This is a genomic window from Bacillus hominis, assembly GCF_030348325.1.
Taxonomy (GTDB): Bacteria; Bacillota; Bacilli; order Bacillales; family Bacillaceae_G; genus Bacillus_A; species Bacillus_A hominis.
This window is the reverse complement of the sequence record NZ_JAUCFS010000005.1, coordinates 2,343,179-2,359,831: the sequence shown is the minus strand read 5'-3', so window position 1 is coordinate 2,359,831 and position 16,653 is coordinate 2,343,179. Positions and strand designations below refer to the sequence as shown.

Sequence of the window (16,653 nt, the reverse complement as noted above, 5' to 3'; positions counted from 1 at the left end):
TTTATTGTTTTTTTATTCAAATCAAATTGAATCTTTATCTCGCTTTATTAATAAGCTCTATATATTGTAGGTCCCCATATCCTATTGTTGGAAAAAGATTAAACAACCTTTTTAATAACTCTTGTGTTGGTAAACCTTTATTTTTGGAGATATACTTTACTACTACATTATTTTCTTTTAGCATCTCTAAATATAAATCTATTGCCTGATACATTACAGGTAGTACCTCATGAGATGGCTTTTTATGATTTACTAGAACTTCATTGTAAACAGAAAAATAGTTTCCTAATTCAAGTTCAATTTGACTTACTTTAAATTCATCCTCTCTGAAGCTATTTAAGTATACTTTGCCCTTATAATCAGACTGTTCAAGGTAAGAAAGTACTGTAAGTAGATTCATTTGGCAAAACATATCTTCACCAAACCATAAAACGATACATTTATATTCTTTCTTAAAAAGATTCTCTAAAGGATGAATAACCTTTTTTATATAATTTTCTACAGTACCTTGGTGTCCTTCTACTCTTGTTTTAATAAACTCATCATCAAAAACCTGTGTAGTAGCCGGGTTTACACACATAGCTTCATTAAATGGAGCGTAATCAGACTCCCCCATTAGTTTTTCACTTTTAAACTCTTCATACATAACTTGACCATTTAATATGTTAAGTACATCTATATCAAACAACTCACTCTTTTCATTTCGTAACTGTTCAACTTCAATTTTTCTAGAAAAATTCATTTTACACCACTCCTTGCCATCATTGATTGAGAGTTTAATAAATGATTGAACCGGTATTTTGTTAAGTCGGAATTCTCTTGGGGTTATACCAAAAACAGTTTTAAATGCTCTACTATAAGCCTCTTGTGAAGAGTAATCGTAATCAAATGCGATATCAATTATCTTTCTATCATTCGCCAAATCTTCCGTTGATAAATACAATCTTCTGAGAAGAATATATCGTCTAATACTTATCCCTGTTACTTGATGAAATTTAAAAGAACAGTAATAAGTAGAATATCCCATATAATTAGATAATTCATCTAATGAAAATTCACTTTTTAAATTCCCCTCAATCCAATCAATCATTATCTGTATATGTTCATTCATTTATCTCCCTCCTCACTAAAAATTATAAGAAGTATCCACTTCTTTCTTTTGATATTTCTTGTGGTTTATAACATTACTCTCTAGTACCTTTAAATATCATATGTAATTACTCATTTCATATTTTTTTAGCTATCTTATTTTGTCATACATTTACTTAACTTTCCAATAAAGTGAAACTTTAATCAGTGGGGAGTTTGTTCCTCCCCACTGATTATTATCCCATACTAATCGGGATTTTATGGGATAAATCTTTTTTAAAGGATTCTACCAAATAAAACACGAAATTTGTAAGTAAAGGAATTAGTAGTTTTGTGAGTGGAAAATTTATGTTTGGAAAGGAAGTTAAAATGAATAAAATAGAAAAAGAGATACTCAAACTAATTAATAAACTATATCCATTGGATTTTATTGAAATGACACCAGTAACAAATGAAATATATCAATGTCTCACGGCACAAGGTACTTACTTCGTTAGAATTACAAACTATAAAACATATGAAGAGCAATTAGAAGAAGTTACATATACGAACTTTTTATATCAAAAGGGCTTAGGAGTCCCTCCAATCATACCTTCTTTAACGGGGAATTTAGTAGAGAAAATAACATTAGACAAAGAAGTTTTTGCTGTATTATATAAAGCTGCTCCTGGTATACATTTACCAAGAAACGAATGGAATTCTAATGTATTTAAAAAGCTTGGTCAACAAATTGGAAAATTACATCGTATATCTAAAGACTTTGAAAGAATTCAACCGGTAAATCATATAAACGACTGGTATGAAAATGAAGAGTATAATTTTCTTAACTATATCCCTAAAGAAGAAACTACTATAAGAGAAATTGCATCTGACGTTTTAACTTCTATAAAGGAACTTCCAAAGAATCCTTCAAATTACGGCTTAATACACGGAGATTTATGGTTAGAAAACATATTAGTGGAAAATGATTTAAATTTAACAATGATTGATTTTCAAGACTGTGAAAAACATTTTTATATATTCGATTTAGCAGTTCCAGTCTATAGTGCGATAGAATATTCATTTGTTGGAAATGGGAATATTGTTGACTATGAGAACTCTATTACAAAGGCAATACTTGACGGGTATCAAGAAGAAAATGAACTACCTAAAGAAATGATAGACAAGCTTCCATTGTTTATTAAATTAAAGGAGGTATTTGAATATAGTTTAATGCATATGTATTGGAATAAAGAAGAATTAACTGAGGAACAAGTACGGATAATGAATCTTTATAGAATGAAGATAGAAAATAAGCATGCCTATATCAATATATAAAACGGATGTTGTTCAACTACAAGGAAACTTGAATTGAACAACATCACTTATACGTTGATTACTTACTAGATTCAAATTATTTCTCTCCTTAAAATAAATTAGAGTAACGCCTTACACTTCTCTATAAATTCACTGTAATCATAATGAAACCCTTCTTCATGAATATGCAAAAAACTTACCACTTTCTATTTAAGGATAGAAAGTGGTAAGTTTAATTTACTCGGAATATTGGAATGAAATTCTGGTGTATGCACAATAGAAAATGAATATCCCTGTTGAATAAATGATACTTCATTATGTTTACATTGAAATGGAACACTATTTTTCTTAAAGTTATTTTGGATTTTTTGTAAAAATGCATGATCCGGTGTTCCGAGTGAAACATGTACTTTCGGTGGTAAAGCTTTCATCGCAATGGGAATCCAAGGTCGCTGCCACCAGGTTGCGACGATATATGCAGTGCCGCCTATTACAAAGTTGAAAATATCCCCATCTTCCTTCGTTTCCATGTCTAGATTTGATTTCAACCATTCCGTAAATACAGGTACACTTTTAACCGGAAGACCAATTTCCCTTACGTATAAAATGTTTAACGGTGAATGCGGGACTAATACTTTTTCTTGAACATAACTATGTGCGATAATTTCGAGAAGGTTTCCATCACCGTCTTTAAAGTATAAATTGAATCGACCGCTCTCCTCGTCAATTGTATGACCATCTTTCCATTTCACAATAAGTAATCCAGATCCTTCAAGCCATCTTGCTGTTTCATGAAATTTTGAATATGGAATCTCAAAAGCGAAATGCGCAGGTGTAATTGCTTCATACACTTCTTGAAAACTAATTGTTGTATACGGCGTTATTTCAAATTGAATATATGATGCGGTTTCTTTTTTTATTGGAAAAGATAATATGTCTTTATAAATTTGTTTTACCCCTTCTATAGAAACCGTTTGGAGTTTTATATCTGAAATATGTGTAATCATATTAAATCCCCCTATTTTATTCTATCTATTCGTATTGTATTACACTTATAAATAGATAAAATCAACCTAAGGATGGATTTTTCATATAGAAGCTACAACTTTAGTATGAATAGCTCCAATTACTTTTTATTTCCTCAATAACAACTTCTGGTTTATCCCAGTGTAGCAAATGTGTAGTATCAGGAATTAATTTTACTTTCGCGCCAGTTTTCAACTTGAAAATATTCACTGTTTTATCTCTATATTCATCCCCTATATGCGGAACTGTAGCTCGAAGTAAAACAATATTAGATGGTAATTTCTCATATATATCAATCGTTTCATCTTTATGCATACCTCTTATTATACCACTAGCTGTTGTCCCCCTCGCATGCCAACATATTTTATTATTCATTTCGATGCCAAGATCTTTTACTGCAAGTTCTAATAATGGAGACCATCTAGTATAAGCTTCTTTTTCACTTTTGAAAAACTCATCCCAATTATTAAAAACGTATTCATCAAAGTCTTTTTTGTAATAAGCGATTTCCTCTTGAAGCGTTTCTTCTTGAAGCCTTTTCGTTTGATACCCTCCATCAATTAAAATGCTTCCTAATACCTTTTCTGGATTATTTAATAAATAAAATAGCGCTACAAAACTTCCCCATGAATGTGATAGAAAATAAAAATGTGCAATTCTCAATTCATTTATTATTTCATTTAATCAATTTGCTAAATTCTGCATCTCATAATCTTCTGTTCTTTCAAAGGGTGGTGTTTTACCATGCCCAGGTGCATCAATGGAGATGAATCTATACCCTTCCTTTAATTCTTCTGCGATTTCTATAAAACTTAAACTCGTACTTCCTAATCCATGTAAACAAAAGATAACTTGCTTGTCATTATTTCCCCACTCAGTAATATGTACGTTTATTTTTTCGTTGTTAATATAGTAACGTTTCAAAACAATTATCCCCCATATTTCGATTTTTTGATTAATACTTTACCTATTTCTATGATTTCCAAGTTTCCCCTGCATTCTTTTCCACAAAAAAAGCTGATTTTCTTTTAAAGAAAATCAGCTTTTACGCTAAAATACACTATGATTTAACAGCAATAATCATAAACCTTTTTGAATTCGTACGAATACCTTTTTCAGAACTATTAGCGTCAATGAACTTTTGTAAAATATTAAAGTCCTCTTCTTTTTCTCCAAATCTAGGAATAATAGGCGTATGTTTTAATAAGAAAATGAGATCCTCAGGAGTACTGTAATAATCGGTTACATCATATTCACGTACTTGTACGAGTTCAAATCCCGCACTAATAAGTTCACCCATATACTTATCTTTTAACGTACCATCTCTTTCACCTAAACATTGCCCTCTACCAAATGCTTCTTTAAGATTTAATTTATCATGTTCGCTAACTTGTTGTGTTAAGAAAAAAGCACCTTTTTTTATTACTTTTGCCAATTCAGATGCTACAAACGGCGCATGACAACTTGAAGCAATATCAAAATGAGCATGCGGAAACGTTAAAGCTTCAGAATCCATTTGAAGAAATTCAACGTTTTGTACACCTGCTTTATTCAAATTAGAATGTGCTGTTTTGATCATTCCATTAGAATTATCTATGCCAATCAGTGATGTAGCTGAAGATGCTATGTTAAGTACATTTTCTCCTCCACCTGTACCAACATCAAGTAAAATATGTGATGGTTTACATCTTTCTTGCACTTCGCCATAAAAGTCCCAAGTGTCACCTACAGTCTCACATTTTAGCTTACTAAAATCCCAGCCGTTTTCATTTCCCACTTTATCATAAAAGTTTTTGTACTCTAATTCATTCATTTTATTATTTCCCCTTTGCAAAAATGTATTAAATGTTTATGATGATCCTCGAAATAGACTCAAAACACTATTTAATTATATATTATAAAATACAAATTATTAAAACGATATGTTTCGACACACCACATTTAGTTTACATAATAATATTATAGTTTGTTTTTATCGATATATTCTAAATGTCCTCTTCCCCAACCACACATACTATCTAAAACAGTACTGACTGTTTTACCATGTTCAGATAAGCTATATTCCACTTTAGGTGGTATTTCTTGATAAATTTCGCGTTTTATTAGCTGATCGTGCTCTAATTCACGAAGCTGCTTCATTTACGTTTTTCATTTGTTCATAACTTCCGTTTACTGTTATAGATGCTACCTTGATTGGCTCTATCTTTTTAAAATGAACATCTTTTGTATTTTCATACTTCCCTAAAATATTTAGCTGTATTTCTACATCTACATCATTTTCTTTATATTCTTGATCATGGAAGACAGCAATGCTATTAATTGGATTAGCTATACTAATATTTCTAAAATGAATTTCCTTCATTAATATACTCCATAATTCCCCTTCACAATTATATGATGGAATAACCTTTCTAACACTAGCTACATTTCTTTCTGGAATTTCCTTTATTGAAATATGATAGTTCATCTCAACAACATCCTCTCTCATCGTTTTCATTGAGTCTTCGAGGAGACGTAATTGTTTTTGGAGGTTATTCATGTCTTCTTTAATTTGAGTACTACGATTTAGAAATTGCTCCTTTATACTATCTATATTATCGCATTCTATTATTTCTTTAATGGTAGCGATATTAAACCCCATATCTTTTAACGTTTGGATTCGATTTACTTTCTTTAATTGAGCTGCTGAATAATATCGATAACCACTTTGCTCAACAACTTTTACTGGCTGTAATAGCTCCACTTTATCGTAATGTCTCAACATACGTATACCAATGGAAGATAGTTTTGAAAAATCTCCAATTTTAAACATGGTTTCCTCCTAAAAATTCTATCTACTTCGAAGCTCAGCTTTAGCTTAAACAATGACATTATGTGAGAGTCAACTATTTTTAACAACTTAAATTATATTTCTTCAATTATTTACCCTTATACTTTCTTACTCCTCAAGGCTATAAATATTGATATTAGTCCGTTCACAGCTAATAAAATTACTGTAATACTAGCGAGTAAAGCTACATCTACTGCAAACAATTTAGTCGTATGCCACGGTGAATTTGTGCAATAAATAAGAATTGGGATCAAAATAATAGATAATAGTAGAAATATACTCCCAACGAACAGCCTAGTTATTTTTTTACAAGTTTTCTTACGTTTATACTTTTTCACTAACATAATTGATGTAATAATGAGTGAGAGTGTGACTATCGACATAACAATTTGTGTAAATGGTATGTTTTTAGGGATATCACCAGGTTTTTCCCCATTCAAAATACTAATAATCCCCTTTTTCAATACCGTTAGTGCTGTTTCTTCTAATACATGATTTTTATTCGTTAAAATCACACCAGCCCAGCCGCTTTTATTTAAAGTAAACATTTCTGCACGAGCATCGGGCGTTGATCCTGAATGCCAAACCATCGTTTCGCCTTCATTTATATTTGTTGTTCTTAATCCAAACCCATAACTTTTTTCTGAATTTATTTTATAAAGCGGTGATAGATAAAGATCCATGCTTTCTTTCTTTAAAAATTGAGTGTGCTCTTGGTGATTCAAAAACATTATAAATTGAATCATATCTTCCAAATTCGCGGTAATATAACCATACGGTGCTCCAGCATTATCATAAGACACTACACTTTTTCTTGGTATACCAAACCACGACTGATAACCTGTTAAATAGCCTTTTTCATATGCACTATCTTTATTTGCCGCTGCGCCATTCATTTTTAAAGGCTGAAAAACATGCTTTTCTATATATGAAGAATATGTTTCATTTGTGACTGCCTCAATAAGGGCACCAAGTATCATATAATTTGCATTACTATATTGATACTTTTCCCCTGGTGGGGCATTTAATTTTACTTTTGAAAGTTTCATTACATTTTCTTTTAATGCTTTAGAACTCTTTAATTGTTTATCTGATAATGCTAAGCCTTCATATGTATTTATTCCACTTGTATGAGTTAGTAGATGTTGGATTGTTATATTTGAAGTTGATTGTGTATCTTTTAGTTTAAACGAAGGAAGATGTTGTTGAACTGAATCCTCTAATTTTATTTTTTCATCTTCTATTAACTTGACTATAGCTAAAGCTGTTAAAGATTTACTTATTGAACCGATTGCAAACGGCGTTTTACTTGTTACCTTTTTTTCAGACTCTCCAGTAATTCCCCACGATTTTGCGAAGAATACATCTTTATGATGTACAATTGCAACAGAAGCTCCTGGTATGTTCTGCTCCTTTATAAATTTTTCAATGTACTTATCTAAAGTAACTTTAATATTTTGCTCAGCATAAACCTTTGGATGTACGATACATAATATTAATACATTACAAAGAATACAAATTTGAAATAGTTTATAGATGGTTTTCTTCATTATACTTTAGATAGCTTTCTTTTTTTATAACTTACTAGGCTAATAAATACTAATATAGAGAGCGTAAAACTAAACATTATTAATACATAGTTCCACCATTGATTCTCTGCTATACGATATAAAAGATTATAATTAAATGTATTTTTGCTATTAGCTCCGTTAAATGATTCAGTTAAAAATAGTGAAAGTGTAGTTTGTGAGATGAGGTAAGTAATAACTGCGATGAATATGCCACCTAAGATAAATGTGCTCGAATTTCCCTTTTCATTTTGAAGTTGTCTCATTTTAGCTTGTAGGTCAATTTCATTTATTTCTAAAAAATCTTGAACAAATAATTGAGGCGTACCTAGATCATTTATACTATCCTCCCCATTTTCACGACATTCTTGAATATGCTCTAATATTTGTTGCTTAATATTTTCCCTTTCTTCTAAGCTGATATCGTATTGCTCTAATTCCTTAAGTACGTCAGTTAAAAATTGCTTTTCTTTACCGTTTAATTCATTCCTCATTTCAGAAGGTCTCCTTTCAAACCGCTTTTTAATAATATTTGAATATCAGATTGCAATTCTAACCATTCATTAATTTTTTTCTCAAGACGTATTTTCCCGTTTTCATTAATTTCATAATAGATTCTAACTTTACCACTGTCTGTTACTTCTTGATAAGTATTAACCCACTCTTGATTTTTTAACTTAGTTAAAATAGGGTAAATACTTCCTACTCCTTTCAATTTTAAATTGTGTACTTCAAGTTCTTTCATAATTTCATAACCATAACTTTTCTTTTTCGACAAAATAGATAACACACACATTTCTAAATGACCTTTAATTAAACTTGTTTTGTCCATAGGATAAATTTAACAGAAATATATACTTCATTCAAGTATATATTTCTGTTAAATTTAAAAATTCTAATAATTATACAATCACTAAAAAAGCAACATATTCTTTTTGTATTATCCAAATAACCTAAATTATTATCCCCCAAAAAACATTTTTATACGTCAATAATTACATAATAAATAATTATAATTAATGATTTTAAACTAACTCTCACGGACAAATGCATTTATATCTTAGAAAGACTAAAAACCTTAAACATAAATGCAAACCTGTAATACCTTTCAGTTTAAAATTTAATAATTTAAGAATAATTTATATTAATATTACAAATAGATTTTTCTTGCTATATGGGGTAGCGTCAGGAAAATGCGGATTTACAACGTTAAGGAAATTCCAAATTAAAAAGCCCCACTTCTCTGCAAAACAAAATAGAGAAAGGGAGCTTTTCAGTTACTTCATTATTTTTATTTGAACTAATATAAAACTGCTAAGTTTATTTTTTAGCTCAGCTATTTATTGAATTCATTAATTGGAAGAAGTATTCAGGTTTATGAGTCTTATTTAGGTTATACCATGAATGTAATGTGTCGGGTGCAAATACATCTAATTTTTTCAGTACTTCCATCGCAAATTCCAGAGGAGCTATTCCTGATGCAGTAACTAAATTCGCATCAGATACCGCAGATCTCAACTCATAGAACTTTTCTCCTTTATAGTTAGGACATACCATTTTAGTGTATTCTAAATTATTACTTGTATGCTTTCTAGTATCTAAGTATCCCATATTCGCAAGGGCCTCAGTTGCACCACAAATTGCAGCAACAATAGTGCCAAGCTTTAAAGCTTGGCCAATTCTTTCCAAGATAGGTTGATGAATTTCTTCACTCCAAGTAGTCCCTCCTGGTAAAATCAAAAGATCTTTACTCTCAAAAGTACATTCATCAAGAGAAATGTCTGGTTTTATGCTCAGTCCTCCCATAGTAGTAATCATTTCTTTATTAGCTCCTACTGTAATTACTTTTAAAGGTACTAAATCTTTTTTGAAATATCTTCCTGAGTTTAGTTCAGCAATTAAATATCCATATTCCCAGTCCGACATTGTATTAAATACATATAGAAAAACTTTTTTTGTTTGCATCCAATAACACTCCAATCACAATTGATATAGCTATTATAATATAACTTCCCTGACAGTTAACGTCAGGGAAGTTATCATACTTGATGAAATTTTATTAATTCCGACAGAACTTCAATAAGTCTTTTCTTAAGACTTATTGGCTCAATAACTTTAATAGATTTATTGTACGGTAAAAGTAAATAAGGTACATATGTATGTATCATATCTTTTTCAAGAAGAAAAACTGCTTGATTTGAAGTCCGTTCTTGTAAATAATGTCCTAAAAACCAATGTTGGCAAATATCAGCCAATACACTTTTATCCCCATTAATAACCAAAGAAATAATCCCTTCCTTATCTTCTATAGTTGGAAGAAGATTTTTTATAAAAAAGTCACGTGCTGAAAAATTTTCTGGCCGGTTAAATTTATTTTCGGTTAGCATTAGACTTTCAATTCGATCTACTCTAAAACTACGGATATCATTCCTAAGATGACAAAATCCAATTACATACCACTTATTATTCCAATAGATAATTCTGTACGGATCGACCAATCTATGATTTAATTGCTTTTCGCCACTTTTATAGTAAAGAATTTTTACTGAGTACCCGTCAGCTACGGCCTGCTCCAACTCCTTCAAAAAAGGTTCCATAGAGAGTGAACTTAATCGACTTATTACTTCTAGACTAGTTAAATGTTGGTTTATCTTTGCTTCCTGCTCTTGATTTGAGTATTTACTTAGTTTTGAAATGGCCCTATTTAGTGCTTCACCTCCATAATATCCGGCTTCTTCCGCAAAAACAGCAGCGTGAAATAGTGAAGTTTGCTCCTCAAAATCAAAAAAAAGAGGAGCCTCAATAAAATTGTTCAATAAAGTGTATCCACCGTTATGTCCTGGTTCTGAAATTATAGGTACGCCACTTGTTGAAATTGTATCAATATAACGATACACAGTCCTTATATTCATCTCTAACTTTTCTGAAATTTGTTTTGCAGTAATTTTTTTACCTGAGCGAAGCATCCATAGAATTGCTAACATATTGTCAATTTTAGGCATATAATTCCACCTCTATATGGAATTTATTTTCTATTATATATTTCTGATTTTTGGTATAACTCATCAACTGTTCCTTTCCGATAGCTTTCTATATAATGAGGCCCTAGACACATTTGTAATTTCACAAATGTGATTTACAGTCATATCTCCCTCTTTATAAAGTTTTACTGCATAATTCATTCCTGCATGATTTTTATGGTACTTCTTTAACCGACCTTTAAACTTTCCTTCTTTCTTAGCCAGTTCAATCCCTTCACGCTGCCGCATACGGATAAGATCACGTTCTAATTGGTTTACACCCGCCATAACCGTAATTAAGAATTGGCTGTAGGGATTATCTTCTGATAAATCTAGCCATGTATCTTTTAAGGATTTTAAATTTGCCTTTTTACTCCGTATGTTATCGATTAATTCAAATAAATCTTGTGTACTACGAGTAATCCGAGTTAAGTCCGTAACATAAATGATGTCACCTTCTTGTATATCCTCTAACATTTTTTGAAGTTGCTCACGATCTTTTGTTGCTCCGAAAACTTTTTCTTTTAAAATAATATCCATTCCGATTTCGTTCAGTTGCTGAAATTGCCTTGAAGGATTCTGGCTAGTTGAACTGACACGTATATAACCGATTTTTCGCAAAATATCACCTCGTTTTTGAGACAAGTCTTATGAGACGCTCTTAACTATGATTTTATCAGTCTTCTACACTCTATTGATACATAATTGAACTAATTAACTGAATAATTACAGAAATGAGATGATACTGTATGAAAATGGCGAGAGGTAGCGAATTACTTACACCGGAACAGCGACAAGCCTTTATACAAATTTCTGAAGATGAGTGGGTGCTAGGAACCTACTACACTTTTTCCAAACAAGATTTAGAAATTATAAATAAGCGAAGGAGGAAAAATTAGACGCTTTTGAGGTTTTAGGTACCGCTATATTATGTTAAAGAAACTCTTCTTCAACATAAAAACTCATTTGCAGATTATTGCAAATGAGTTTTTAATCCCTAACTGACCACTATTTTTATTCTTCTTAATTTAATTATTTTTCTCAAGACATTCATAAACTGCCATCATTTCTCGTTTATTCAACTCACGAATTCGATTAAATATTAGAATGTCTGCAACATCCTCAGTTCGTAAGCTTTCATCCACAACATCACTAACTTTTCCAGTTAACCATGTTTGCACGTCCATGTCATCGACGATTTCTTTACGTCCTTCATCGTTAATACCACTTGCATTACAAGTTACACATGGAATTGTTAATTTAAACACGCCGTCATGCAGGTTATCTTCTGTTATTACTTTCTTTCCGTTACAGAATGGACATGGGTTGCTTTTTTTAATTTTATTAATTTGGGTAACTAATTTTTTATACCCAAATGCTTCATACACATATGTTAGTTTTTTATATTTTCCATTTGTGAAATACTTATCTATGATAGTTTCTCTTGTTTCATTGATATTTTGAAAATCACAAATAGTTACCTTATTATTATTGCTGATGGATTCGACATTACCTTTAATTTCGCCCCAGAATGGTAATACATTTTGTAATACCATTTCATAGTTTGAAAAGCTTACTTGTTCTAATTCGAACATTTTCAGTGCAACTTGTGCTTTTCTTGGCAATAAAGAAACATCTTCTGTCAATCTTATATCGCCACCAACAATAGATTTCAATTTAACGAGTGCTGGTAAATCACCAACTGTTTTCAACACTTTAGTTATAGGCTGATTGATTATTTCGCGAATATCTGAGTTTTCAAATTTAAGCGGTTTATGATGATTTAAAACCGTCCCCTCACAAATTGGACATGTCATCATTTCTTTAGAATTCTTAATATCTTCTTTAATAGCTGCTTTTGAAATAACAATATATCCACCAATGATCGTATTAAATCCTACCCACGTTCTACGTGTCTTCCCTTTTTTATCATAAAATGATTTTTCAAAATATCCGTACCAAAATGTATGTTTTTCTTCTTCTGACATATCATTGTAGCTCTTTGACAAATCATGACCAAGCTCATTTTTAATTTCTTCAAATAGAAATTCTATTTTTTCATACTGATAAAACTTTAATACTTTCATGATTTCCGGATAGAATAGACCATCCCAAAATGGAATGTTTTTATCTTGAATTACAATTTCCTTATCAAAGATTTCTATCTTAAGATGTCCTGAACATGATGGGCAATGATTATCCTGAGAATAGAAATCGAAACTTCTCGTATCTTTATTAGTTGGATGAGCGGCTACAATATGATTGATCAATCCACCAATTTCATATAAGAAACTATATTGACTATACAAATGTCTTTCGAGATCAATAGCAACAACAGGCGCAATTGTATCAGATTCGTATTCACCGTAAATTAAACGAGCCATTGATGATAAGCTTTTTAATATGCCACCCTTGTAGATGTTTTCTGCATTTTTAAAATAAGAAATATGATTTTCTGCTAAGTAGTTAATTCCATTTTGTTGATTCAGTGTTGAAGAAATATGTAATGGAGTAACTTTATCTATATCATTTTTTTGACGATAATAATCCCCATGACTAACTACATCAAGATGCTCTACAGATTCAAACTGTCTTTTCCCAAAATCAACGATATAATCAGAGCTTTCAAGCATGTAACTATTATGCTCAATCATAATGATTGAGACTGATTCATCTTGCAATATCCCTCTAACACTATCGATGAATTGATTTAAAATATTTTTTGATAAACCTTTTGAAGGCTCATCAAAAATAAATAGTGTATGTGGGTTTCTTGAGTTTGCAAATAACTCCGAAACTAAATGAACACATTGAAACTCGCCTGTTGATAATGTTTGTGTTTTTCGTTCTAATGTCAAATAACCAAGTCCAAGTTTGATTAATAAACTCAAACGTTTATAAGCGATATCTTCATTTGGAAGTTCATCAATAATATCTTCAATCGAACGTTCAAAAATATCATCAATGTCTTCACTATACTTTGACAGTTTCTTTTTAATATCTAGGAAAGTCGCAACGGTTGACCGACTTGTAATTGATTGGTTTCGATCTTGTCCTACCATTACTAGTTTATCTTTTGGATATCGTTTCAGGAAATCTTTGGATATGCATTCATTAACAAGTGTTGATTTACCACATCCAGATTCACCTGTAACAGTTACAAGTCTATTTTTAGGAATCTGAAATTCAGTCATTTGGATGTTACGGCAATATAAATCATGGAATGCATAATATTCTGTTGGTATTTCATGATTTATTTCCCAAATTATTGGGTCTGGCCTTGGCGATTCTTCAACAATTGTTCCGCCATATTTCCCGCTACCTAGGCCAAAGAACAATTGCTTATCAGTTGTATCAAGCACTGTGTCTGAATGATCAATAAGCCAAATTTGATTCTTACATCCTAATTGTTTAATCTCTTCTAAAATTTTCAATAGTGTTTCATGATCCAGCCCTACTGAAATTTCATCAATAATAATTACAGTATTTTCACTTACTGCCATAAATTCTGCCAAGTATAGTCGTGTAATTTCTCCACCTGACAATGTACCCATAATCCGATTTAATGTTAAATAACCAATATTCATATTAGCAATGTTTTGAAGAATATGTTGTTTCGCTTCACTAATATTTAAAACTGCGGCTAATGAAAGAATAGATTCTACACTTAAATCATTAATATCTGAAATTGTATGTGGTTTATCAAATAATTCAATTGTATATTGTTCAACCTCTTGACTATAACGTCTGCCCTCACATTTTTTACACTCAATATTTTTAGTTGTACCTCGGCCTTTACAACCTGGACACCAACCTAACTGATTATTAAATGAAAAGACCTCAGGAGAAAGATTATATTTTTCAGCAAGTCTTTCACGTATCTCTTTAAAAACACCTGTATGAGTACCAATCGTTGAACGTGGATTAGAAGAAATCGATGATTTTCCTAGAAAAAGTACTAATGGCATTTCTTCCATCTTAATAGCACTAAAATTCGTTTCCATAATGTTAGGAAATAAATATTGATATTCAGCTTTTGGTAATAAAGAAACTAATCGTTTTTTTGATTCTTCGCCAATCGTTTGGCAAAATGTAGTTTTACCAGATCCAGACAAACCAGCAATTCCAAACGATTTATTTACCGGTATTTCTGCGTCTAATTTATTTATATTGTTCGCAATTAATTGATTTACCTTCATATTAGCCTCTATTCTTATTGTTTTTAAAAACCCTTTTTATAAGGTAATAATTACATAATAAATATCGATTATATAATCAATATCCTTTCAACTCATCGGTCTTAACCTTATATTTATCAAACCAATATTTCCATTCATCTTTTGAAAATTCTTTTTCTTCTCCTTGTAAAACAGAAGAAAAAAGATCTAGACAAATATGCCAACCGGCTATATCTTTCGGTGTATGATCTGTTAATTCATGAATGAATTCTTTAAGTAATAATAGGATTCCATTTTCTTTTTTATGCATTTCAAATCGGACACGATCTTTATCCCATGTGAATTCTAAAACTGAATTCATTTGACATTCTAAGATATCAATATTTATAAATGTACCGTCCATCATATCAAACTTTATAATTCCACCTGTCCTAAGGTCTTCAATTTGTAAGTTAGACATCCACTTTTTTAACTTATTATTATCTGTTAATACAGACCAAATTTCTTCTATCGAATGTGAAAAATGGCGTTCAAATTGTACTACGTATTCATTACTTTGCTTATCTATTACAGCTAACATTATTAATTAACCTCCTTTTCACCAAAACGAATGTACGTTCTGCACTTATTTTACATGATTTCATTTGAAAAAGAAATCTCTATTACACTCCAATTAATTTAAGAAGTTTTTGTTAGCTCCAAAATTGATTGGCTTATTATATACGAGAACTCTAATCTAATTTCTCCCCCTTGACAAAATAAAAAGCAGAAAGAATATTTTCTGCTTTTTATAATAAATGGTACATTTCATATTGTGCTAAAGAGTTTTTTTCAAATCGACACTTTTTCAAATATCCCTGAATTAACCCATTATTAGGAAACCCCATTGATAAACTTGATAACTTCAATTCTTTACTTGCAAATTGTAATAATTGCGTCGCCATACCATTATTTCTATAGTCTTTATCTACAAATATAAAGCTAATTTTTCCTTGTTCATTTACACATAAAGAGCCTTTTAAATCATTATCGATATATGCCCCGTAAAATGTATTATTTGTTTTTTCTATATAATCCATATCATTTTGCCAATTTATATGGAAGTTAAGCCATTTCTGAATTTCGAATTTAAATGGTTGAAATTCTATTTGTTTTACTTCAATACCTTTAACATCCTTATTAATTATTTTAGTTAAATCATTTAAATTATAATAAGAAAGTTCATATACTTTTTCATAACCAAATTTATTATAAAAATTAATCGCTCGATCATTACCTACAATTACTTCAAGAAAAAGTTGCTTGCATCCATTTTGAATCGCCTCTTCTTTATGCAGCCCGAATAACTTTTGACTTACACCAATGCCACGATAATCCGGATGAACAGCTAAAGTTCCGCAGCGCATTGTTTTTATACTTTCATAAACTTTTATACCACCAAGTATTACACCAACAGATTTATCACCATCTAAAGCAAGAAAGGAGTGTTCTAACGAATTGCCTTCTGGCCCAAAAAACCTTTTTATAAAATCTTCTTTTGAAACTTCCATTTTAATAATGTAATCTGAAAACCCGTCCTTAAAAGCTTCATATACTAAATCTATACTCACTTCACTACATCTTTTGTATTGAATCATATAAGTATA

Annotated in this window: 13 protein-coding genes and 4 pseudogenes; 2 read left to right on the top strand and 15 right to left on the bottom strand. The window is 30.7% G+C overall.

The window, feature by feature from the left end; all coding sequences use genetic code 11:
* Positions 1-34: 34 nt before the first annotated feature.
* On the bottom strand, positions 35-1,111 hold the full coding sequence (locus tag QUF93_RS14675) for a helix-turn-helix domain-containing protein (RefSeq protein WP_289375549.1): 1,077 nt from the start codon (positions 1,109-1,111) through the stop codon (positions 35-37).
* 326 nt (positions 1,112-1,437) lie between these two features.
* Here QUF93_RS14675 and QUF93_RS14670 point away from each other — a divergent pair, with 326 nt between their 5' ends.
* A complete protein-coding gene (locus QUF93_RS14670; RefSeq protein ID WP_289375547.1) occupies positions 1,438-2,406 on the top strand; it encodes a phosphotransferase enzyme family protein in 969 nt (322 codons plus the stop codon).
* Between the two features lie 185 nt (positions 2,407-2,591).
* Here the strand turns inward: QUF93_RS14670 and QUF93_RS14665 are convergent, their stop codons facing one another.
* The 11 genes and pseudogenes from QUF93_RS14665 to QUF93_RS14615 form a co-directional block, all read right to left on the bottom strand.
* The gene (locus tag QUF93_RS14665) at positions 2,592-3,392 is read right to left on the bottom strand and encodes a VOC family protein (RefSeq protein WP_289375545.1); all 801 of its coding nucleotides are present in this window, start codon (positions 3,390-3,392) and stop codon (positions 2,592-2,594) included.
* Between the two features lie 100 nt (positions 3,393-3,492).
* Positions 3,493-4,335, bottom strand: a pseudogene (locus QUF93_RS14660) (alpha/beta fold hydrolase).
* Between the two features lie 136 nt (positions 4,336-4,471).
* Positions 4,472-5,224, bottom strand: coding sequence for a class I SAM-dependent methyltransferase (locus tag QUF93_RS14655; RefSeq protein ID WP_289375543.1), 753 nt, complete (start codon positions 5,222-5,224; stop codon positions 4,472-4,474).
* Between the two features lie 146 nt (positions 5,225-5,370).
* Positions 5,371-5,547, bottom strand: a pseudogene (locus QUF93_RS14650) (winged helix-turn-helix transcriptional regulator); the annotation flags it as partial.
* A pseudogene (locus tag QUF93_RS14645) lies at positions 5,537-6,223 on the bottom strand (MerR family transcriptional regulator); the annotation flags it as partial. The pseudogenes QUF93_RS14645 and QUF93_RS14650, both read right to left, overlap by 11 nt.
* Positions 6,224-6,339: 116 nt before the next feature.
* Complete coding sequence (locus tag QUF93_RS14640) at positions 6,340-7,791, bottom strand: serine hydrolase domain-containing protein (protein WP_289375541.1); 1,452 nt, start codon at positions 7,789-7,791, stop codon at positions 6,340-6,342.
* On the bottom strand, positions 7,791-8,303 hold the full coding sequence (locus QUF93_RS14635) for a DUF1129 domain-containing protein (protein ID WP_016095397.1): 513 nt from the start codon (positions 8,301-8,303) through the stop codon (positions 7,791-7,793). Before QUF93_RS14635 ends, QUF93_RS14640 begins: the two co-directional genes overlap by 1 nt.
* The gene (locus tag QUF93_RS14630; protein WP_016095396.1) at positions 8,300-8,641 is read right to left on the bottom strand and encodes a PadR family transcriptional regulator; all 342 of its coding nucleotides are present in this window, start codon (positions 8,639-8,641) and stop codon (positions 8,300-8,302) included. Before QUF93_RS14630 ends, QUF93_RS14635 begins: the two co-directional genes overlap by 4 nt.
* Positions 8,642-9,141: 500 nt before the next feature.
* Complete coding sequence (locus QUF93_RS14625; RefSeq protein ID WP_002147762.1) at positions 9,142-9,774, bottom strand: type 1 glutamine amidotransferase family protein; 633 nt, start codon at positions 9,772-9,774, stop codon at positions 9,142-9,144.
* Between the two features lie 74 nt (positions 9,775-9,848).
* The gene (locus QUF93_RS14620; protein ID WP_289359223.1) at positions 9,849-10,811 is read right to left on the bottom strand and encodes a helix-turn-helix transcriptional regulator; all 963 of its coding nucleotides are present in this window, start codon (positions 10,809-10,811) and stop codon (positions 9,849-9,851) included.
* Positions 10,812-10,874: 63 nt separating this feature from the next.
* Complete coding sequence (locus QUF93_RS14615; RefSeq protein ID WP_289359222.1) at positions 10,875-11,450, bottom strand: recombinase family protein; 576 nt, start codon at positions 11,448-11,450, stop codon at positions 10,875-10,877.
* 128 nt (positions 11,451-11,578) lie between these two features.
* Between QUF93_RS14615 and QUF93_RS14610 the strand changes: the two are divergent.
* Positions 11,579-11,722: pseudogene (locus QUF93_RS14610) on the top strand (DUF4158 domain-containing protein); the annotation flags it as partial.
* Between the two features lie 135 nt (positions 11,723-11,857).
* Here QUF93_RS14610 and QUF93_RS14605 read toward each other — a convergent pair.
* The 3 genes from QUF93_RS14605 to QUF93_RS14595 form a co-directional block, all read right to left on the bottom strand.
* Positions 11,858-15,028 carry an ATP-binding cassette domain-containing protein gene (locus tag QUF93_RS14605; RefSeq protein WP_289375538.1) on the bottom strand — a complete coding sequence of 1,057 codons (3,171 nt, stop codon included), beginning with the start codon at positions 15,026-15,028 and terminating at the stop codon, positions 11,858-11,860.
* Between the two features lie 76 nt (positions 15,029-15,104).
* On the bottom strand, positions 15,105-15,587 hold the full coding sequence (locus QUF93_RS14600; protein WP_088058964.1) for an SRPBCC family protein: 483 nt from the start codon (positions 15,585-15,587) through the stop codon (positions 15,105-15,107).
* Positions 15,588-15,795: 208 nt separating this feature from the next.
* Positions 15,796-16,644, bottom strand: coding sequence for a GNAT family N-acetyltransferase (locus tag QUF93_RS14595; protein ID WP_289375536.1), 849 nt, complete (start codon positions 16,642-16,644; stop codon positions 15,796-15,798).
* Positions 16,645-16,653 lie beyond the last annotated feature (9 nt).